Origin of the sequence: Rhizobium acaciae, assembly GCF_025941625.1 — a bacterium.
GTDB classification, from domain to species: domain Bacteria; phylum Pseudomonadota; class Alphaproteobacteria; order Rhizobiales; family Rhizobiaceae; genus Rhizobium; species Rhizobium acaciae.
The window spans coordinates 102,952-121,655 of sequence record NZ_JAPCZO010000020.1 but is presented as its reverse complement, the minus strand read 5'-3'; the positions used below and the strand labels follow the sequence as shown (position 1 = coordinate 121,655).

The window sequence follows — 18,704 nt, the reverse complement described above, 5'->3', positions numbered from 1 at the left end:
TCAAATCACCGGTTTGCGCAAGAGGATGACGATGAGCACGCTGAATGCTACGAGCGGCGCCCAAGCGGGATTCACAACGGACATGGTAAGGCTCTCAGCCACGCCAATCAGCATTCCGGCGCCCAGTGCACCGATGGGGCTGCCCAATCCTCCGATGATGGCGACGGCAAATACGACCCCTATCCAGGCCTCGATTTGAGATGGTGCCAAAGTTCCGATCAGGGCGATGAAAACACCGGCGATACCCGCTGTCGCCGAGCAAAGGCCAGCCAGAATATATGACACGCGAGCAGAGTTGATACCGAAAGCTGACGCTACGGGGGCGTCATGGGCGGCCGCACGCAGCGCCTTGCCGAGCATGGTCTTGTTCAACGCGTACCAGGCCGCTCCAGCAAGCACCCCGGCGCAAACAAAGGCGGAAAGATCCAGCACGGGCACAAAAATCGGACCGAGCCGGATGGTGGTCTGGGCATAGGGTGTTTCATAACGAAGGAAGTCAGCCGACCAGATCCATTGGATCAGCGACTCGATCAGGATCGTGACGCCGAACGTCACCAGGAGAGACGCGAATTCCTTCACCTGAAAGCGTACGAACACGCTGTGCAGCGCAACGCCGAGCGCGAAAAACAGCGGCGCGATCACCAGAACGCTCAAATATGCCGGGACGCCGTAAACGGTGCCAAACTGATAGGTCAGGTAAGCGCCAAGGAAGGCCAGCGCGAAGTGACTGAGGTTCACCAGCCTCAACAAGCCCCAGCTCAGGCTGAGGCCCATCGCCAGCAGGCCATACATCCCACCCAGCAAGACGCCACCAACAGCGGATTGCAAGAAAAGAGCAAGGGTCATCAGGATCCACGTCCTTCTGTGGATACGATGACCGGCTCCAGGAACACCAGAACATCCATACGTTATGCCTCCTCCCGTTTGCGCTAACGTTCGCACAACATTCGTCTCATAGCGAAGCCTGCCTGTCAACGCCGTTCAACAGGTTAATTCGCTGCCGGCGTTCGCTTCAGGCGCGGCGACAACGAGCGAGAAGTCCCGGAACGCGAGATCAAGCCTATGAGAAATTTGGAATTTTTATGACTGCGCCTCGTCAGCGAACCGAAGCATCGGGGCGAAAATTAGATCGCATCGATTTGGCGAAATCGATTGTGATTTCGGAGTTTGACAACTGCGACGTCAGTGCTATCGTTGGCGAAGTGATCATTCGAGCCAAGCACAATGGTAACAATTAAAGACATCGCCGCCACACTGCAAGTTTCACCCTCGACCGTGGGTCGCGCCCTTGCCGACGATCGACGCATCAGCGCCGAGATGAAGCGAAAGGTGAACGAAGCTGCAACTCAAGCGGGGTACATTGCCAATCGTGCCGCGCGCATGATGCGTGGGGTTCAGAGTAATCTCGTTGGGCTGATCGTTCCAGATATCCGGAACAGCTTTTATTCAACCATTGCCCATGCTCTGTCGCGGTGCCTTCTTTCAGCGAATTACCAGCTGACCTTGTGTGAAACCGATGACGACAGAATGCACGAGCTTCGTCACATCAAGGAACTCACAAGCGTCAACGTCGCCGGGATCATTCTGGTCCCGAGCGCAAAACCTCATCCCGATTCTGCGCGAATCCTGAAGATGACGCCTCACATCCAACTGCTGCGAAAGGCGCCGCTGCTCGGCGAACAATGGTTTGGGATTGATGACAGACGGGCGCTTTACGAAAGCACTGAACATATCATCAATGAAGGTCACAAGCGGATCGCTTATATCGGCGGAACGGAAGAACTGCCCACTGGCGCAGCCCGCGTGCAGGGTTTCCGGGACGCAGTAAAGAGCTCCGGCCACGCGATCACCATTTATGAGGAACTGGGCGCGCCTTCGTCGACCGAATTCGGACGGGAGGCCGTGCGTCGCCTTCTTTCCTTGAAGGATCGACCGACGGCGGTTGTGATCGGTGCGGTACAAAACACTTCCGGAGTCATTGATGAAATACAGGATCAGGCTTTGCGCGTCCCCCGCGACATTTCCGTCATCGGGTTTGGCGATGAACTTGGGTATCGGTGGTGGGGGCCGGGACTGACGACGGTCCAGTTGCCTGTTTCGGAATTGGCAACGGCTTGCGGGCTTTGGTTCCTGCATCATCTTCAGAACAAGGGCGACCTAAGCAAGCCCTACAGCTTCATCTCCCCGCCCCAGTTGGTCATTCGCGGCAGCACGAGCGCTCCGTGAAACGCCGGCAGGATGTCGATCTCCCGTAGCAAGCCGCCGAATCAAAGAGAGGCGCCCCGTCCAGCGACGTGCACCTCTCGTTGATTGGCTGCGATTCATCCCCATATCCCCAGGGCCGGACGCTGAAAGCCCTGGAATGATCTTGATGAGACGCCGCCAAAACTAAAGCATGTCGCGCAAAAGTGCGCCGCGGTTTTGCGGCAACGACATGCGTAAAAACAAAGATCTAAAGCGCGAGGAGCGAATCTGAAAGATCGCGACGCGCTTTAGGCGGCAAGCCGAGGCGGACGCCGCTTCCACGCTGCCCGCTTGCTCATCGGTATCCCTCTTCAAGATCGATCTTCAGCGCGCCCATGAGACGAACGCCGGAATTGTACCAGGCGACATTGATCGACAATTCGACAAGCTGCTTCTCCGACAGGAACTTTGCGACCCCGTTCCACACTTCATCGGAAACATCGACGTTCAGCGTGGAGTCCTTGGCAAAGGCCATCACAGCCTTTTCCTGCTCGTTAAAAAGTTCCGAGTTTTCGAAATTCGGAATGGCATGGAACTGCTCCTCCGTCAGGCCTGCCTTGAGTCCATGAGAATGATGATGCTTCACTTCGTACTCGGAGTTTGTACAGTAACCGACCGTCAGGATCGCCATCTCACGCAGCTTCGGGCTGAGGTCAGCCGCCCGGACCGCATTCGCATAGGTCAGGAAGTCGTTGAGGACTGCCGGAGCATTGGCGAGCGCAAGGAAGATATTTCCGGTCGGAACCTTCCTCTCCTTCAGCAGGCGCTCATTGAGTGCGGGTTGCGTCTCGGCGAGTTCGGTATTCGAGACATATTTTACGCGTGCCATTTATCCACCCTCAACTTTGTCTTTCGCAAATCTCCCTGCCCGAGGCCGTCCGGTGCAGAACCGTCTCGCTGGCAAATGCTATCGTTAGCATCAATATCACTCGAAAACTTGAGGTCAACCGAAATTTTCGCTTCGCGATATAAATCCATCTGAGGAGAGTCTCCCCTCGCGCGCCGCTTAGCGCGGAGCGGGAACAACGGGGTTCTTCAAAACGCCGACCCCGGGAATTTCCACCTCGAGATCGTCACCGGGAACGATCGGCCCGACGCCCGCGGGCGTACCGGTCATAATCACATCGCCGGGCAGCAGCGTCATGAAACGGCTTAAGTAAGCAACGATGTCAGCAACCGGGTTGACGAGGTCTCGCGTATTCCCGGACTGTTTGACGATGCCGTTCTGACGAAGGATGATGTCAAGGTTCGACGGATCGAGATCCGTTATGATAGCCGGACCCATCGGTGCAAAAGTATCGTAGCCCTTGCCCGCCAACAGGCACCCGAATTTGCTTTCCTGCCGCTGTATGACGCGGTCGCTGATATCGTTGCCGCATGTGTAGCCGAGGACGTGCTGCAAGGCATTTTCCTTGCTGATGTGACGGCCGCCTTTGCCTATGATGGCGACCAGTTCAGCCTCGTAGTGGACGATTTCGCCGTCACTCGGATATTCAATCGCATCGCCGTTGCCGCTCGCTGCCGTACTTGGCTTCATAAACAGCACCGGCAGCGTCGGCTGCTCTTTTCCGGACTCGTCGGTGTGCTGTCGGTAATTGTACGCGACGCCAAATATCCGAGGCCGCTCCACCGGGCACAAGAGGCGGACGTCTGAAAGGCGATCCACCTCCCCTGTCCACTCGATAGTTTCAAACGGATCACCGGCAATACGTTCAATCCTGCCCTCACTTTCAGCCCCGTAGTGAATTCCATCGACGGCCTGGTAGCGCACAATCTTCATTTTTCAACCTCCACTTTTGCTAACGTTAGCGCACTCGTGAGCAGTTCGTCAATGCACCTCGAACTGTGGTCAATGTCGAAGCCGAAATCGAACCGGTGGCAATCCCTGCAATTCGGAAATGTCGGTCTCCATGCCAAAAGGGTGAGAGCACTGGAGGAAGAGAACCAGAAGCTCAAGAAGCTCTTGGCCGAATCCATGCTCTCGGCGGCAACACTGAGCGAGATGCTGGCGAAGACATTGAAAGGGCGACACTAACTTCTGAACACAGGCGTTTGTTGGCCGCCTTCTGGCCCTGCATATCGGATGCGCGGCCTCATATTTTTGGACGAGGAAGCCTCCCGAAGAGGGGGCAAAGGGACACGGCTCGAAAAGTAGCAAGCTCGATCACAACGTGGCCGCCCGGCGTGTCACGTCTTCAAGCGCCGGCTGCCGATCGTTACTTCAGGTGTAATGAACAGGTCCAACATGTTGCGGAATGCGGCATTCACGAAATCACGATCGTCGGTGGTCATCAGTCCTCTATGTGGGGATCCGTATGCATCAAGCCACATCGTCAAGGTCGACGTCCAGCGCGCTGGCGATCGACCTGAGTGCGTCCAGGGAGCCCTCCTTCTTTCCGGTCTCGATTTCGGAAAGATAGGGCTGGGAGAGCCCGGACTTTTCAGCCAGCTCCTTGATGCTCATACCGCGATGCTTACGGAACACCCGGACAGGATCTTCGCCGGCAATCAGCGCCTTGACGACGTCTTCAGGCCAGGTCTCTTCGCCAGCGTCGATACGCGCCTTTGCGGCACGCGCCTCGCTGATGTCGACAAGGTCCTGATAGTCGTCTTCGGAAAGCAGCACGTACCCCTTGCCGTCGATGGTCAGTTTCTGGATTTCACCCATGGTGGTTTCCTATTCGTTATAGATGTCGCCGCGTGGGCCGGCCTTGATGACGAAGACCTGCATGGTCTGATCGTCGATGATGACACGGTCCTGCCCGATAAGAATTCGAAAAAAATCGCTGCCTTGCAGCTTCTTGAGATCGACCGTCTCGCCGTTGGCTACGATCGCCGCGGCGCGCTTCGGCTGCATCTTGCGGAGTGCCTTCATGGCGGCCTTGCTGTAGGCGATCTTTTTCATGAGTCAAATATAGCTAAAAGCTATTTAGATAGCAGCAATAATATTGCCATTGGCGATATTTGTGAAATTCTGCAGGTTCTTTCGATCGGATGCCCGCACGCATCGATGATGCGGATATAAAAAATGCAATGAAAACATCGTGGATGGCGATGGTGCCCAGGACCGGAATCGAACCAGTGACACGCGGATTTTCAATCCCCACACCACCCATATCAAGCGTTGTCATTTTATAACCGCAGCAACGATTTCAGATATTTATTGATTTGCAAAATATCAACGTATATCATCCTTTATCATTCAACTGCTACCAGTGTGCTACCACGGGGTTGATTTGGTAGCATCTGAGCGGTATGCATGATGCATAGTTAAAAACAGGGATAAAGCAGCCTGAAATGAGCGACAAACCTCCGAAGTCCGGCGAGCCCGGAACCGCGTGGAACGACCCAAAGACCTCCGGCCTCCGCCTTCGCTTCCTCGAAACCAAGGCGACTTGGTATCTATATTACCGCACCAAGGCGGGGAAGCAACGAAACATGAAGCTCGGCGATGAAAGGATGCTGACCCTCACCGCCGCCCGCGAGCGCGCGAAAGAGGTGCTTGCTCGAGTCGCCAAGGGCGAGGATCCCGCCGGCGAACTGCTCAAGTTGGCGGACCGGCCAACCATCGAAATGTTGGCAAAGGATCATTACGAAAAACACGCGCTGGTGAAAAACAAGCCGTCTCAAGCCAGAGACGTGGAGTCCCTATATCGCGTCCACATCGTGCCGTACTTCGGCAAGGATAAGGCGGTCGCCGATATCACCGACGAAGACGTTGTAGCGATGCATGAGCACATCACAAAGACCGGAAAAAAGACGCGCGCTAACCGAGCGTGCGACATCCTTTCCAAAGGCATGAGCCTCGCGGAGCGGTGGAAATGGCGGCCGAAGAATTCGAACCCGGTCGACATCGAGCGCAACAAGGAGACTAAGCGCAAGCGCTATCCGCGCGCTGACGAAGCGGCGCGCCTCCTCCTCGCCATGGAAAAGATGGAGGAGGCCCACCCGCACTTTATCGGGCTTGTCTACCTCATCTTGTTCACCGGCGCCCGGCTAAGTGAGATCATGGCGGCGCAATGGGATTGGGTGAAAGAGGACGGGCTACACCTGCCAGACTCGAAGACGGGCGAGAAGGTGCTAACGCTGTCCAGTTTGGCGCGCGAAAAGCTTGCCGGCATCCCCCGCATCCACGGAAACCCGCATATCATAGTAGGCCGCCGGAGAGGTCAACACATGGTCAATGTCCATAAGCCGTGGGCTAAACTGATGAAGGCCGCCGGCATCACGGAAACATTGTGGCGGCACGACCTCCGCCGCTTCTTCGCCTCCGCCGGCCTCTCCTCCGGTTCCGTTTCCCTGGATCAGGTCGGCGGCCTCCTCGCCCACGCCAGCCCGGAAACCACAAAGATTTACGCTCATCTGATGTCGGCTCCGGCGCAGAAAGCAGCGGACGCCACGGCGGCGGCGGTGAAGGATATTATGACCGGCGGCGGCAAGGTCGTGGCGATCAGGTGACGGGATTCCCGTTTACGCTAATTGTCCGGAAACTATGCATGATGTATATCGACCGGGAAGGGAAACACCATGCCGGTTGATGCCACCAACAAAAGAGAATTCCTCTTGCTTATGGAGCGAGCGGGCTTGCAGCAAATCAAGCTCGCCCGCCTCCTCGGCGTCTACGACGTCACCGTGAACCGGTGGTGTTCCGACCGCTCCGATGCGGTGGACCCGCCTTTCTATGTGGTCAACTTCCTCCGCATGTACCTGATGCTTCCCGAGGCGGCGCGCGCCAGGCTTCCGGAGAAGGTGCCGGAGAAGATCAAGCGGCGCGGAAAAACAGTTGATCTTAGCGCCGCCTAGTTTGCTAGAAGCGAAGAAATAAGTTTGCTAATCGCAAATTTCCTCTTGCGCTAAAGTTAGCTATGCGCTAAGTTATCTTCATGAAAAAGATTGCTTACAGCCGAGACGCCCTTAAGACCCTTTCGCGGATGCCGTCAAACACGGCTTCGCTGATCCGGTCCAAGATTGAGCAATACGCCGCGGACCCGGCAACCCTCGCCAACAACGTCAAGGCGCTGAAAGGCAACCCCGGAGTTTTCCGGCTTCGGGTTGGCGACTGGCGGATTGTCTTTTCCGAAACGGGAGAGGTAATCTCAATCATCAAGGTTGCCCCGAGAGGTAGCGCATATGACTAGGAGACAACACCAGATGCTTACCCAGTTCATCACCACGGCCGGTGGTGACCGCCTCGCGGTCATCCCGGAAGCTGAGTATCAGCGATTGATTGAAGCACTTGAGGATCGCGCGGACGCCGAAGCGGTGCGCGTATTTAACCAGCGCCTCGCCGATGGCGAAGAAGAATTGATGCCCGCCGAATTCGCGAACCGGATCATTAATGGCGAAAGCCGGATCCGAGTCTGGCGTGAGTTCCGCGCGATGACCGCCCGCGAACTTGCCGAGAAGGCCGGGATAAGCGCGGGGTTCCTTTCGCAGATTGAGAAGGGAGAGCGCGACGGGAGCTTCGAGACCATCAAGAAGATTGCCGCTGCGCTGAATATCACGGTGGATGATTTGGCTTAGCGCTTGCGCGTATGGACCCGCAACACGACCGCCCGGCTATCCCGCTCTTCGAGTAGTTCTTTGACGGCGGACAAGAGCATGTTGCTTGCCCGCTCCTGGCGCTCGGACGCTTCATGTACTCGGCGGGTCACCGCGTCGTGACGCTCGGAACGTGGCGAGAAAATAATTCTCAAAAGGCGCATCATTTGCGATCCTTGATTAGTTCCTTGAGGGACTCAATCGCCTGCGTGTTTCGCTCCATCGCTAGAGCTACTTTCACGCCGATTTCCGAGCTTTTCGTGGACTCCTGCCGGTACGCCACCCAAAGGGCGCGGCACGCCAGAAGAAGCATCGCGATCACAATGCCGGGAAGCCCGTAAAGTTCCACAAGCGTTTTAAAGGCTTCCGATTCCATTTCACTTCCGTTTCGGCTGGTAATCGCGCTGGATAGTTTGATACCAAATCCGCGAGTTCGAGAGAGTTGCGTTCGCGGTGTCGAGGTCAACTAGACATACACCTAGAGCCGCCTTCGCGTTAATCCCGCTTTGTGGAGTCGGGTGGTTTATTGGCTGAAATTGCGACGGCCAAACCGGGAGGTTAGCGCCGCTTCCGCTCCCGGATGCGCTGCAACTCCCTAACGTCATCGTGAGTAAGATCGGCACCAGTGCCCTTTGGCAAACGCTTCGCGTAATCATCTGCTTTCTTCCGTGCTTCGGCGGCGTCCACCCCGGCGGCGTCCGCGAGTTCTTCGGCCACCTTGGTGGCTTGCTGAGCGATGAGGAGATCGCGCACCGCGGCGTCACGCTCCGCTTTGTATTGCGCTTCCTGGCTGACTGAGACGTGCGCGCGATACCCGGCGGTGTAGACCGCCGTGGTGAAGAGCAAGGCGGCTAGGGCGCCGCCAAGGATCTTCCCGGCCGGTGATGTCAGCGCCGCCAGCATCAGACCGCCCGCCCCGTCCGGTAGTCATCGAGCTTTGCTTGCTTCGCGGAGCGCGCCCACCAGAAGACGGCGAACCCGCCGCCGATCGCGGCAACCCACCAGTATTGTGCGGCGAGCCCGAGGAGCGAATTCAAAGGGTCGATAAACGGTTGCAGCGCGTCCGCGGTGCCCCGGACATCATCAAGCGCCCCGGACTTGTAGACCGCGACGGCGCCGCCGGTGACGGTTCCGAAGAGGCCAACCGCCTGTTGCTTGTCCGCCGTGTTGACGATCGCGGACCCCTGCTTTCGCAAATCGTCAACGGTTGCGTTCTGTCTCGCTTCCGGAATTTGCGATTCGGCAACATCCAAGGCGGCCTGAGTTTCGGGGCCGACAACGCCGTCCACCGTCATGCCGTGCGATGCCTGGAAAGCCATCACCGCGTTGCGCGTGGTGGGGCCGAAATCCTTATCAACCCGGACCGCGAAACCGATTTCATTGAGCCGCTTTTGCAGCGCTTCCACCCGGTAGCCGGAGGAGCCGACGCGGAGGCCGGCGGCGCGAACCGCACTCTTGATTTCAGGCGCCTCGCCGGCGTGCTTCTGATATGCGGCCCGCATCTTCGCGCCGTAAACCTTCACTTGTCCGGAGCCGTTATAGACTCGAGCGATGGCGTCGAAATCCTTTTCCCGCATCTCATCGGCGAGGCCGCTGCCAACCAAGAAGCCCATCATAGCGTCGACGTGCTTATCTTCGCTTTCACACATGTCCAGCACGAAGGCTTGCACCGATGGCCAACCACAAAGCCCGTAGTTCTCGCCCATCACCTGGCCTAAGCCGTAGCTCGCCGATTTGAGCGCGGCGGATTCGTCCACGCCGTTGGCGCGGCACCAGTTGATGGCATCCACCAGAAGGGCGAGCGCCGCCGCGTTGTTCGGCTGCTCTTTGTATCCGCCATCCTTCGGGGCAATCCACACCTTGCGGGCGAGCCCGGCCTTGACGGCTGCAGCCCGTTTGCCGGCGGGAAGCTGCTTATAAAGGCGATGCTTCTCGAAAAGCACTTTGACGTGCCCCGAGGCGTCCACGCCGGATCCCTTGGATTCCACATCCACGATAGCCGTCACGGTGGCGGACTCGCATCTAAGCCGCTTCCCGATAGCCTCGATACCGCCCGCCGTCCGCTTGCGAACGCCGCCGTTCATGAGTTCGTCAATGATATCAGTCATGGCCTATTGCCCCGATGGAACGTTGATAATGAATTCATCCGTTGACTTGTCCGGCTTCACCGATTCCGGCGGCGCGTCCTTGTCTATCTTGTCGTCGTCCGTGGGCGTGGTTCCCTTGACCTTGCCCGGAACGTCATCCTGTTTTGCCTCGAAAAGCTCGGCCTCTATTGTGGTGGTATAGCCGCCGGCATCAAAGCGATGTTCGCAAGATTTGATGCGCCAAAGGGTCGGGATGTACGGCCGGAAGTTCGAAAGAAACAATTTCGCTTCCGCCTGCACGTCAACCTTCCCGCCGATCGTGCAGGAGAACGAAGCCTTGCCGCGCTTCGAGGCGTTCATTTTCTCCGATACCGCGGCCACCGCCTCGGCTTCGTTGTGGTAGCTGTAGCGGAGGTCGTGATAGGGCGCTTGCCCACCTAGAACCACCTTCTTCTCGCCGGTGCGGATATCGGTCCAGACCGCGCGAACACCGCCGCCGGAGCCGGACTCGCCGCCTGTGGTGATGATGTTGCCAGCGATATCGGGCTTAACCGCATCCGCGCTTTCCCCGCCATAGTTATCGGAGTCCATGCCGGAGGCTTCGCCAGCCTCATCGCGCGCCGAGTATTTGAAATCCCAGGACTCGCACATCGATTCCGTGAGAACCACAACCGGCAAGGTTGCCCCGGTGACACTGTTTCCGGTTCCCCGCTTCGCCGCCACCAGCCGGCCCGCGACCGGCTTAGCTACGGCGTCATGCATGCCCGCCAGCCGCGTGGCGAAGGCCATGTCGCTTTCGTTGTGCTGGTCAATATGGCGGACCACGATCCCGGAAAGACTAGCGTCCACCCTCGGCGTGTAACCATTGCGGCCGGCAATCTCTTGCATAATCTCGCCGACCGTCATCTGGTGGTAGGATTGGGTGCGCGGCGTCCTATAGCTTTTCGTCATGTTCGCGGCGCGGCCGGTAACAACCAGTTGACGCGGTGGTGACGACACCGTGAGTTCATCGATAAGGAATCTTCCCCGGCTCGCCGCGGCGCCGTCTTCATAGCCCATTACGATTTCAACCGTCATCCCGATGCCAGGCATGGACACGACGCCGAGGTCGCCGAAGCGCGGCCGGTCATCAATGGTGATGGAGACCCGGTCGCTCTTGTCTTCGGCTTCATCGTGGCATTCCACGGATAACAGGCGGTCGCCGAGGCCGGCGACGAGGTCACTACCTGATGCCAGGATTTGAACAAACGGCTTCATCAATCGCCCCAAATTCGAACGATTGAGGTCGCCGCCGGCTTCGGCAGGTCCGGCAGGAAGACGGCGGTTCCCGCCTTGAGCTTGAGCCCTACGCCGGCGAGCCCACGGTTTGCGGCTAGAACGCGCTCCACCGCTCGCGGCATCTGCGCCGCGCTGTAATATTTCCAGCAAATGTAATCGAGCATGTCGCCGTCTTTGGCGATGTAGGTTTCAGCCATCACGATTCCCCTATGATGGCGTATTCCGGATCAAAATCCGGGATATCCAACGTTCTGTCGGCGAGCGAGTGGGTGCAATCGGATAGAAATTGGATTCGACCATCCGTCACGAAGGAATGGCAAATAGCGGGCGGCGCGCCATCGATCCCCGCATCCTTGCCGTTGTACGTCACCAGAACGGAAGGCGTGAAAGTAGGAGCATCAGGGTTGCCGTTATAGCCCCAACGCGGCCCTGACCCTTCCCCGACCCCGACCATGTGCGCGCCATCGCAACCGGGGCACCAGAACATCAGGCCGCCCGGAACGCTCCGAAGCTTCTTCGATATCGCTGCCATCACGCCACCCCGTCCGCGCCGTAGCTCTTAAGTTCGATCGTGAATTCCTGCTTTCGAGGCGCACCGTTCGCGATGTGGTAGGTTTGCGTTTCGTCAACGCTCATGATGCAGAAAAGCCCGAAAATCTTGCCGTAGCCCGATATCAAGTTGAGTGGGACACCAAGGCCGGCTTGCGCGCGCATCGCCTCGATTTGATTGATCCCGGCGCTTCGGAAATGCGGATAAACGATACCGTCAAGCGTGATGGTGGTGTGCCCGGCGCCAAGGAACTGCATCGCGGGATGCCGCCCGATTCGCTCTTGCGACTCCCATCGGTATTCGGTGGTTTGTTGCAATTGCTGGTAAGCCGCCGTCCCGATCGCGAAGCGATAAGCACCCAAAGCCATCATAACCGTTGCCATCGCCGCCACCTCAATCCGAAAGAGCCGAGTTGACATTTGCGGAGTGGTCCGCCGCCGCTTTACGAAGCGCGCCGTTTACTACGGCTTGCGCCTCCGCCGGTGTCATGCCTTGAACGTTCACAACGATGCCGCCCGCGTTGAACGGCGCGTTGACGGTGGTTTGTTTCGGTTCATGAACAATCATATTTTCCGGGATGGATACCGTGGTCGCGGCGGCGACGTCATCCTTGGCCTTCCCCGGAAGCGTGTCCGTGGTGGAGCCGCCGATTCCGAACCGGCGGGCATTGATGGCATCGTTCACCGCAAGCGTGGTGGACACGTTGGCGCTCGGCGCGGATCCCGAGAACATCCCCTTGATGCCGTCCAGAAGCTTTTTGGCCGGGGACTCCTCGAAGCCGTCCTTTTCCCGGAGGAAATCGAAGCCAAGCAATTTGTTGGCGGCGGAACCGCCGTTGTCCATGATGGCTTTGTTTCGCTCGGCGTCCGCCTTCTTGTTGTCTTCGATCCGCTGCTCCCATCCTTCCTTCGTGGTGGGCATGTCCGCGATAATCTGGCTAGCCGCATAGGCGCCGAGGCCGAGTAGCCCGACCCGAAGAGCGCCCCGAAGGCTTTTAGTGAAGGAGTTGCCATATGTAGCGCCGGCCGTGGCTCCCGCCGTTGCAGCGGTGCCAGCCATCCCCGAGAAAAGCCCCTTAATGCCCGACAACGCGAGGCCGATGGTTTTGACCCCGACGCTAGCAATCGAAAGCCCGAGCCCGCCGAAGGCGGCGCCAAGAAGCGTAATAGCCGTGATAGCGGGCGCCAGCGCCCAAAGGCCGATTAGTGCTAAGCCGGCCTTCATCGGCCCGCCGAGGAAGTCAACGAACGGCTTTATTTCAGCATAGGCATTGCTGACAGAAGTCGCGAATTCATCGAACTTGATTCGGACCTGAGACGTAGGGTCCAGCAAATCCTTGATGAACCCACCAAGCTTTTTAGCCCAATCGGTTATAGCGGACCGGATCAACACGGCATTGGCATCATACCATTCGGTGATACCCTTCACCGCGTCATTCACCACGGGAAGAAGCTGCATTCCAAGGAAGTTTTTAAGGCCGGTGAACCGCTCAAGAAGGGCGTCCGTGTTGTCCCCGAGTTCATCGGCGGCGTCCGAAGCTTCCTTGCTGAAAACGTTGCCGGTCCGACGCGCCTCTTCGCGCAAGTCCTTAAGGCCGCCGGCACCATCGGCGAGGATCTTGGTAAGTTCGACCCCCGACTTCCCGAACACCTTAAAGGCAAGCTGATTCCGCTTAAGCGGGTCTTTGATCCGGGACAACGCCAACATGGTTTCGTCAAGGATATCTTCCACCGGGCGCATCTGCCCGTTGGCACCCTTTACCCGGATCCCCAATGACTTGAAGGCGGCGGCGAGTTGCTTGTTGCCCTTGCTCGCCTCAACCGCATTGATCCCAAGCTTTTCAACGCCCTTATCGAAGGTCGCGATTTCCACACCGGACATCTTCGCGGCGAACCGGTATTCTTGAAGTTGCTCGACGCCCAAGCCGAGCTTCACAGACATATCATGGATTTCGGCGCCAACGTCCCCGGCGGATTTCGCCAGGCTGTAGGCGGTTGCGATGGCCCCGGCACCACCAGCCCCGAGCAAGCCGAACAATCCGGCGAGGCGACCCGATGTGTGCGCGATGCCGTCGCCTAGACCTTTGAAGCGATTGCCGAGGTTGCCGATGGAGCGGCCGACTCGGTCCAAACCGATGCGTTTCGAAAGATTGCCAATGCGCGCGCCGATACGCCGAATCGGCCCGGTGACCCGATCGATAAGCGAAAGTGTTACTGTTGCTTCTGCATTGGCCGCCATCACGTCCCGCCCTTCTTCGGCGCCCTCGCCTTGGCTTGTTCATGCCACCGGCGCAATTCATCAAGATCAAGTTCGAAGGCGGGGGTATATGGCAGAAAGCCCGGCATGATGACGGCGATATCACCTATCATCACCTCGATAGTTTCGAGGTTTACCGGGCCTTCCGCTTCATAAAACCCTCAACGATTTTCGAGGCCGCATCGATATCGGCGGCGTCCATTTCGTCAAAGAGTTCCGGCGGGTTCCCGGATAGTTCGCAAATCAGGTGGGCAGTGGCGTCGATATTGGATAGCTTTTCCACCGCCTTGATGTCCTTCCCCTTCATGCGGCGGAAGTTCAACACCGTGATTTCGCGGCCCTCGATTGTCACCGACTCGGCGAGCGGAAGGGAGGTCGTCTTGCGAATGTCTGTCATGATGAAACCTTAGAGGCCGATCGCGGCGCGGAGCGCGGCGAGCTGGTCGACCCCGCCGAAACTCCGGACCATGTTGATGATATCGATTTCCGCTAGTTGGACGTCGTTCTGGCGGTAGCGGAAATAGGAAAGCTCGAAGGTCAATGCCTTCGTGGACTTCGTGCCGGGCGACCACTCCGAGAATTCGGTAGTGGCAAGCATGCCGCGCATGTTGATAACCACGGCTTCCGCGTTGCCGCCTTGGGCCTGGACGGCGCCACGGAAGACAAGCGGGGTTTCCGGGACTCCGATGAGCCCGATGATATCCGCCGAGTAATCGGAGAGCGTAACGAGAGCCGTCATAGACTCCATACCCAAATCCAGTTTGATCGGCGCATCCATGCCGCCGCCGCGGTGGTCTTCGAGCATAAGCGCCAGTGACGGGAGCGTCACAGTATCGGCGCGGCCGGCGAAGCTGGACCCATTGATATACGCGTTGAACGCCTTGACCTGGCGGGGAAGCTGAGAAGCCATTAGACGAGATCCTCAAGATAATCGCCGGTGAGGCGCATACGGAAAATGACGTGTTCGGCGGGATAGACGCCGGAGAGGTCCACGTTGAACCAAACCTTGCCTTCCTGAATGGAAGCGGCGGAGTTCAAGTCGGCGTCCGGGAAGCAGATGCCGCCGGAAATCGCGCCTTGGGCCTTGAGGGAACGAAGGAACGCGTTGACGGATTCCGATACGTCATCGAAATACGTCTTGGTGATTCCGCGGTCCACCGCCCAAAGATGAGCGGCGAGGATGGAGTCCGCCACGATATCGTTGAGTCGAACGATATTGAGGAAGGCGAACTTGGCATCGCTCGAAACGGTGCGGTTGCCCCATAGGCGGTAACCATCCTCATAGATGATGGTGGCGACGTTGCCTTCATTGAGAAGGTTGGCCGCGGAATTCGCATCCCCGAGCGTGAAGTCGATCGGCCGCGCGATACCAACGATACCGTTGATGTTCTGATTAGACGGCGACCACCAGAAGCCCCGGTCGTTGTCAATCTTGGCGATGAGGCCGGCCACGGCGGGAGACGCCGGCTCAACCACAACGTTGGCGCCCCGAGCAACCTTGACGGCGGGGTCAACCACATAAACGCGGCGAGAACCGAAGTCTTCGGCGTACTGCAGCGCGGCTTCGTTCGTGGTATTCGGACCATCGGCGATGATGACGGCGCGAAGGCGTTCCGCGATGCCGATGAGTTCGGCCACAACGGCGTTGGAAGTGACGCCAAGGGTAACCGATGCAGCGGCGCCGGCGAGCCCGGCGGAGGCGGCGAAAGAGAACGTTGGGGCCACCGAATAGCGGCCGCCCTTCGTGATGGTGATAGCGGTGAGCGCGCCGCCGGCAACCGTAAAGGTGCCCTCGGCGCCGGAGCCGGTGCCGCCGGTGAATGCGAGCGGGAAAGTTCCGTTTGCGCCGCTGTTGCCGCCCGTGATGGCGCCATGCCCGACCACGCCCTGCGGACGTTCGGAAGTGAAGCCAGGAGCGATGAGGATTCGCGGCTGTTGCCCAACAACGGACTTCGCGCCGGTGAAGACGTGGACGCCGAGGGGCTGGCCGTTTTCGTAGCCACCGAGGATGTTGGCGAGCGTTTCCGCGTCATCCTCGCCTTCCTCGACACGTACCACGATGATGGCGGCGCCGATTTGGTCAAGGATAAGGTCAACGGCGTTGGGCAAAGTGCCCTCGCCCGTCTGTCCTGCCGAGGTATCGAGCGAAGACGCCTTGCCGCGGGAACCGGCGATCAGAACCGGAGTGTTGAGCGGAAAAACGGTGGCATCAGCGTTCGGCGCGGTGCCGATGATGCCGATGACAGAAGAGCGAACGACGCGAACCGGGCGCGGCCCATCGTCAATTTCGATGACTTCCACACCATGAAGGAATTGCGCCGCCGCCATATTCTGACTCTCCAAAACGAAGTAATTGCCATTTTATAAACGCGTGTTTGCAATTCGCAAATCACGGATAAGGGAATCGGCTTCGTCTTGGTTGGGGTCACGCTGGAAGCGTAAGGGGCGGCAATTCTACAATGAATTCTTCGATGGTGGGTTGCTGCCGATCGCCGGCCATCACCTTGGCAAGCTCACCGGCCGCAAAGGTCCAGACCGCGGAGCGCCAGGCGAAGAAGGCGTCGGCCTCCGCTGCGAAAACGGGGTTTGGATCCCCTCGATATGAAATCGCGGTGAAGATGGAATCATATCGCCGCACCCGCGCCACCGCGTCCAGCACGCCTTGAATCGCTGCGGTATAATCGGCCTCGGTGAGTTGCGGCTCATCGGTGGCTTCATCGGTTGGGGAAGACGCCCGGACGAACTGCCATTTCTCATTTCGGAAAACGCGGAGATATCCGGCGCGGTCCGCCGGCGGCGCCTTCTTCGTGGAGAACGCTGGCAACAAGAAAACGCCCGGCTCCCGCGGGCTTTCATCGGCCTCGCCCTCACCCGCGAATACAAGCGTAGTGGGATCATAGTTATAAATTTTCATGTTGATCCCTCAATACTTGATGAGCGCGAGCAAGGCATAGTTTCGCGGCCTCGCCTCGGAGCCGCCAGAGGCGGCGATTGCGTGGGTGTGGTTGGCGCTCGACCCGGTGTAGATCGTCACCCCGCCGCCGTCGCCAGATGCAACGCCTAGAATGAAATCGCCAGGATGAACGGTAAGGCTGCTTTGGTTTGTGGTTCTGCCAGTGACATAAATGGCGGAAGCGCCAGCGGCGCCGGTCGCGCCGTTGTGGTCATGCGCAAGGTTTTGGCCACTTTGAGCGGAGCCCAACGCACGCGCGGGGTCGATCCCGCGCCCATCATCCCACCCACGAAGGAATTCGCCCCGGAGGTCAGGGAGAACGATATAGGAGCCAGATACCGATCGGGTGCCCGTTGGGTTCGCGGGGTTCGTGCACCTGTAGCCATCCAAGGCGGTGGCGTTGGCGGAGTCCCCCACGTAAATCGCGGCGTCAAGCTCGGGATATGAGGCGCGGGAGACCGCGGCGCCGTTCGCTTTCAGCCATCCCGCCGGAGCCGTGGTGCGGCGGCTGAATTTAACATCACCTGGCTGAGTGCCCTTCTCCGCGAAAGTCGCGATAACAGGGGCGACAATCGCGTCAACTTGTTCCTTCGTATAGTAATCCGTGGCATCAAGCGCCTTGTATCCCCATACGAAATATTGATCCCCTTCGATTGGGGCCAAAAGCGTCACAGTCGGCGAAGCCGCGGTGTAGTCATCATCCTCGCGCAACAGCGCCCCGTTGACGAACACCATGGCGGAGGAGAAGCCGCCATCCACGGTAATGACCCCATCAGGGGCCGCGCCAAGCGTGCCGGATTCGAATCGGAGCCCGCCGAGGGTCGAGGAGATAACCGGGGCCCAAGAGGTGCCATCCCATACGCGCGTGACTTCGCTTGCGGTGTCATACCATAGCTTGCCCTTAAGCGTGGCAGGCGGAGCCGCACCGGCGGGGCCGATAACGGTTCTGACTTCATCGCGGAGCGTTAGCGTGTCAGCCTTCGCGGTTTGCGCGTCTGTCTTCGCGACGATCGCGTCACCCCGAGCGGTTTGCGCGTCCATCTTCGCGGTAACGGCTTCATCCCGCGCCGTGGTGGTGAGGCCGAGGATTTGAGCTTGCGCCAGTGCTTGACCGGCCACCGCCGAAATCGTCCAGTCATCATGGGTGTCGCCATCGCCCTCGATATAGACGATGTTGATATCCATAGAGCCGGTGGCCCGCTCCCAATAGGTGACGACGCCGATTGCGTAATCCAGCGGTTCCGAAAGCCGGGTGACCGCCACAAATGGAGTGGGCACGAAGAGGTCGCGGGAATCGCCGGGGTCAACGACGAAATTGTTGATGCCAGGCGCCAAGATCCGATCGGTGGAGGAGGAGACCGAAAGGAAGCCGAGCGAAGCGATGTTTTGGATACGCTCCGCAGCGGGGCCAAGCACCTCATTGATGCGGTCTATGGCTACTCCTAGCCCTTCCTGCACCACGGTATCCCATGAGATTTTGATACCTTCGAGCGAGGTAAAACGGGCCGTCAACTCGTTTAGGAACTTGTTCCAAAACGCGTCGTTGAATTCCGTTGTCCGCCCCACATAGAAGAGTTCGGCAAGCGTCTTTTGCGCCATCGGCGGATTCCCCTTACGACGCTACTTTCGTAGCCTCGATAATGTCCACCTGATTTTCGGTGACCACCTTGCCCTTAAGCTGGACGCCGTGCGCCGGAATCACCGTGGTCCGACCGACCTTGATCGGCCTCGCCAGGATGACGTCGTAAAGCGCTTCATCTTCGAACTGTTTCAACGGTGCCTTCGCCATGTCTTG

The 18,704-nt window shown here is 58.5% G+C and carries 25 protein-coding genes and 1 pseudogene; 6 read left to right on the top strand and 20 right to left on the bottom strand.

The features are described from left to right. Positions 1-846, bottom strand: coding sequence for a branched-chain amino acid ABC transporter permease (locus tag OLZ32_RS28195; protein ID WP_261320062.1), 846 nt, complete (start codon positions 844-846; stop codon positions 1-3). A 378-nt stretch (positions 847-1,224) separates the two neighbouring features. Between OLZ32_RS28195 and OLZ32_RS28190 the strand changes: the two genes are divergently transcribed. Next, entirely contained in the window at positions 1,225-2,226 is a 1,002-nt protein-coding gene (locus OLZ32_RS28190) for a LacI family DNA-binding transcriptional regulator (RefSeq protein WP_029871530.1), read from the top strand. Between the two features lie 313 nt (positions 2,227-2,539). Here the strand turns inward: OLZ32_RS28190 and OLZ32_RS28185 are convergent, their stop codons facing one another. Together OLZ32_RS28185 and OLZ32_RS28180 are read right to left on the bottom strand one after the other, a co-directional pair. Continuing rightward, a complete protein-coding gene (locus tag OLZ32_RS28185; RefSeq protein ID WP_264424027.1) occupies positions 2,540-3,073 on the bottom strand; it encodes a carboxymuconolactone decarboxylase family protein in 534 nt (177 codons plus the stop codon). A gap of 177 nt (positions 3,074-3,250) precedes the next feature. Then, the gene (locus OLZ32_RS28180) at positions 3,251-4,024 is read right to left on the bottom strand and encodes a fumarylacetoacetate hydrolase family protein (RefSeq protein WP_264424026.1); all 774 of its coding nucleotides are present in this window, start codon (positions 4,022-4,024) and stop codon (positions 3,251-3,253) included. A 51-nt stretch (positions 4,025-4,075) separates the two neighbouring features. On the opposite strand from OLZ32_RS28180, the gene OLZ32_RS39475 reads away from it, so the two are divergent. Next, complete coding sequence (locus OLZ32_RS39475; protein ID WP_406649032.1) at positions 4,076-4,279, top strand: hypothetical protein; 204 nt, start codon at positions 4,076-4,078, stop codon at positions 4,277-4,279. A 285-nt stretch (positions 4,280-4,564) separates the two neighbouring features. Here the strand turns inward: OLZ32_RS39475 and OLZ32_RS28170 are convergent, their stop codons facing one another. The 3 genes from OLZ32_RS28170 to OLZ32_RS28160 are packed head-to-tail and all read right to left on the bottom strand — an operon-like array spanning position 4,565 to position 5,375. Continuing rightward, the gene (locus OLZ32_RS28170; RefSeq protein WP_138388143.1) at positions 4,565-4,912 is read right to left on the bottom strand and encodes a helix-turn-helix domain-containing protein; all 348 of its coding nucleotides are present in this window, start codon (positions 4,910-4,912) and stop codon (positions 4,565-4,567) included. 9 nt (positions 4,913-4,921) lie between these two features. After that, positions 4,922-5,149 carry a type II toxin-antitoxin system RelE family toxin gene (locus OLZ32_RS28165; RefSeq protein ID WP_264424022.1) on the bottom strand — a complete coding sequence of 76 codons (228 nt, stop codon included), beginning with the start codon at positions 5,147-5,149 and terminating at the stop codon, positions 4,922-4,924. A 13-nt stretch (positions 5,150-5,162) separates the two neighbouring features. Then, the gene (locus tag OLZ32_RS28160; protein ID WP_264424021.1) at positions 5,163-5,375 is read right to left on the bottom strand and encodes a hypothetical protein; all 213 of its coding nucleotides are present in this window, start codon (positions 5,373-5,375) and stop codon (positions 5,163-5,165) included. A gap of 166 nt (positions 5,376-5,541) precedes the next feature. Between OLZ32_RS28160 and OLZ32_RS28155 the strand changes: the two genes are divergently transcribed. The 4 genes from OLZ32_RS28155 to OLZ32_RS28140 all read left to right on the top strand — a co-directional run bounded on the left by OLZ32_RS28155 (position 5,542) and on the right by OLZ32_RS28140 (position 7,767). Further along, positions 5,542-6,702 carry a tyrosine-type recombinase/integrase gene (locus OLZ32_RS28155; RefSeq protein WP_264424019.1) on the top strand — a complete coding sequence of 387 codons (1,161 nt, stop codon included), beginning with the start codon at positions 5,542-5,544 and terminating at the stop codon, positions 6,700-6,702. 69 nt (positions 6,703-6,771) lie between these two features. Continuing rightward, positions 6,772-7,047 carry a helix-turn-helix domain-containing protein gene (locus OLZ32_RS28150; RefSeq protein WP_264424017.1) on the top strand — a complete coding sequence of 92 codons (276 nt, stop codon included), beginning with the start codon at positions 6,772-6,774 and terminating at the stop codon, positions 7,045-7,047. A gap of 80 nt (positions 7,048-7,127) precedes the next feature. Beyond that, positions 7,128-7,382 carry a type II toxin-antitoxin system RelE family toxin gene (locus OLZ32_RS28145; RefSeq protein WP_264424015.1) on the top strand — a complete coding sequence of 85 codons (255 nt, stop codon included), beginning with the start codon at positions 7,128-7,130 and terminating at the stop codon, positions 7,380-7,382. Between the two features lie 13 nt (positions 7,383-7,395). Next, positions 7,396-7,767 carry a helix-turn-helix domain-containing protein gene (locus OLZ32_RS28140; protein ID WP_264424014.1) on the top strand — a complete coding sequence of 124 codons (372 nt, stop codon included), beginning with the start codon at positions 7,396-7,398 and terminating at the stop codon, positions 7,765-7,767. 181 nt (positions 7,768-7,948) lie between these two features. Here the strand turns inward: OLZ32_RS28140 and OLZ32_RS28135 are convergent, their stop codons facing one another. From OLZ32_RS28135 to OLZ32_RS28070, 14 genes and pseudogenes are all read right to left on the bottom strand, one after another. After that, complete coding sequence (locus OLZ32_RS28135) at positions 7,949-8,161, bottom strand: hypothetical protein (RefSeq protein WP_264424012.1); 213 nt, start codon at positions 8,159-8,161, stop codon at positions 7,949-7,951. A gap of 182 nt (positions 8,162-8,343) precedes the next feature. Next, positions 8,344-8,688, bottom strand: a complete 345-nt coding sequence (locus OLZ32_RS28130; RefSeq protein ID WP_264424010.1) for a hypothetical protein — start codon at positions 8,686-8,688, stop codon at positions 8,344-8,346. Next, positions 8,688-9,893 (bottom strand): N-acetylmuramidase domain-containing protein, encoded by a 1,206-nt coding sequence (locus OLZ32_RS28125; protein WP_264424008.1) that lies wholly within the window; start codon positions 9,891-9,893, stop codon positions 8,688-8,690. The genes OLZ32_RS28130 and OLZ32_RS28125 overlap by 1 nt, the downstream gene beginning before the upstream one ends. A gap of 3 nt (positions 9,894-9,896) precedes the next feature. Then, complete coding sequence (locus tag OLZ32_RS28120) at positions 9,897-11,129, bottom strand: phage late control D family protein (RefSeq protein ID WP_264424007.1); 1,233 nt, start codon at positions 11,127-11,129, stop codon at positions 9,897-9,899. Continuing rightward, positions 11,129-11,347, bottom strand: a complete 219-nt coding sequence (locus OLZ32_RS28115) for a tail protein X (RefSeq protein ID WP_264424005.1) — start codon at positions 11,345-11,347, stop codon at positions 11,129-11,131. The genes OLZ32_RS28120 and OLZ32_RS28115 overlap by 1 nt, the downstream gene beginning before the upstream one ends. Continuing rightward, positions 11,347-11,682, bottom strand: a complete 336-nt coding sequence (locus tag OLZ32_RS28110) for a DUF6527 family protein (RefSeq protein ID WP_264424003.1) — start codon at positions 11,680-11,682, stop codon at positions 11,347-11,349. The genes OLZ32_RS28115 and OLZ32_RS28110 overlap by 1 nt, the downstream gene beginning before the upstream one ends. Further along, positions 11,682-12,083 carry a phage tail protein gene (locus tag OLZ32_RS28105; RefSeq protein WP_264424001.1) on the bottom strand — a complete coding sequence of 134 codons (402 nt, stop codon included), beginning with the start codon at positions 12,081-12,083 and terminating at the stop codon, positions 11,682-11,684. Before OLZ32_RS28105 ends, OLZ32_RS28110 begins: the two co-directional genes overlap by 1 nt. Positions 12,084-12,093: 10 nt before the next feature. Next, complete coding sequence (locus OLZ32_RS28100; protein WP_264423999.1) at positions 12,094-13,938, bottom strand: phage tail tape measure protein; 1,845 nt, start codon at positions 13,936-13,938, stop codon at positions 12,094-12,096. A 151-nt stretch (positions 13,939-14,089) separates the two neighbouring features. After that, positions 14,090-14,353 carry a phage tail assembly protein gene (locus OLZ32_RS28095; RefSeq protein WP_264423997.1) on the bottom strand — a complete coding sequence of 88 codons (264 nt, stop codon included), beginning with the start codon at positions 14,351-14,353 and terminating at the stop codon, positions 14,090-14,092. A gap of 9 nt (positions 14,354-14,362) precedes the next feature. Then, entirely contained in the window at positions 14,363-14,866 is a 504-nt protein-coding gene (locus OLZ32_RS28090) for a phage major tail tube protein (RefSeq protein WP_264423995.1), read from the bottom strand. Then, a complete protein-coding gene (locus tag OLZ32_RS28085; RefSeq protein WP_264423993.1) occupies positions 14,866-16,284 on the bottom strand; it encodes a phage tail sheath subtilisin-like domain-containing protein in 1,419 nt (472 codons plus the stop codon). The genes OLZ32_RS28090 and OLZ32_RS28085 overlap by 1 nt, the downstream gene beginning before the upstream one ends. A gap of 97 nt (positions 16,285-16,381) precedes the next feature. After that, a pseudogene (locus OLZ32_RS28080) lies at positions 16,382-16,642 on the bottom strand (hypothetical protein); the annotation flags it as partial. A gap of 237 nt (positions 16,643-16,879) precedes the next feature. Beyond that, the gene (locus tag OLZ32_RS28075; RefSeq protein WP_264423991.1) at positions 16,880-18,508 is read right to left on the bottom strand and encodes a tail fiber protein; all 1,629 of its coding nucleotides are present in this window, start codon (positions 18,506-18,508) and stop codon (positions 16,880-16,882) included. 13 nt (positions 18,509-18,521) lie between these two features. Next, the gene (locus OLZ32_RS28070) at positions 18,522-18,698 is read right to left on the bottom strand and encodes a hypothetical protein (protein ID WP_264423988.1); all 177 of its coding nucleotides are present in this window, start codon (positions 18,696-18,698) and stop codon (positions 18,522-18,524) included. Positions 18,699-18,704: the final 6 nt, after the last annotated feature.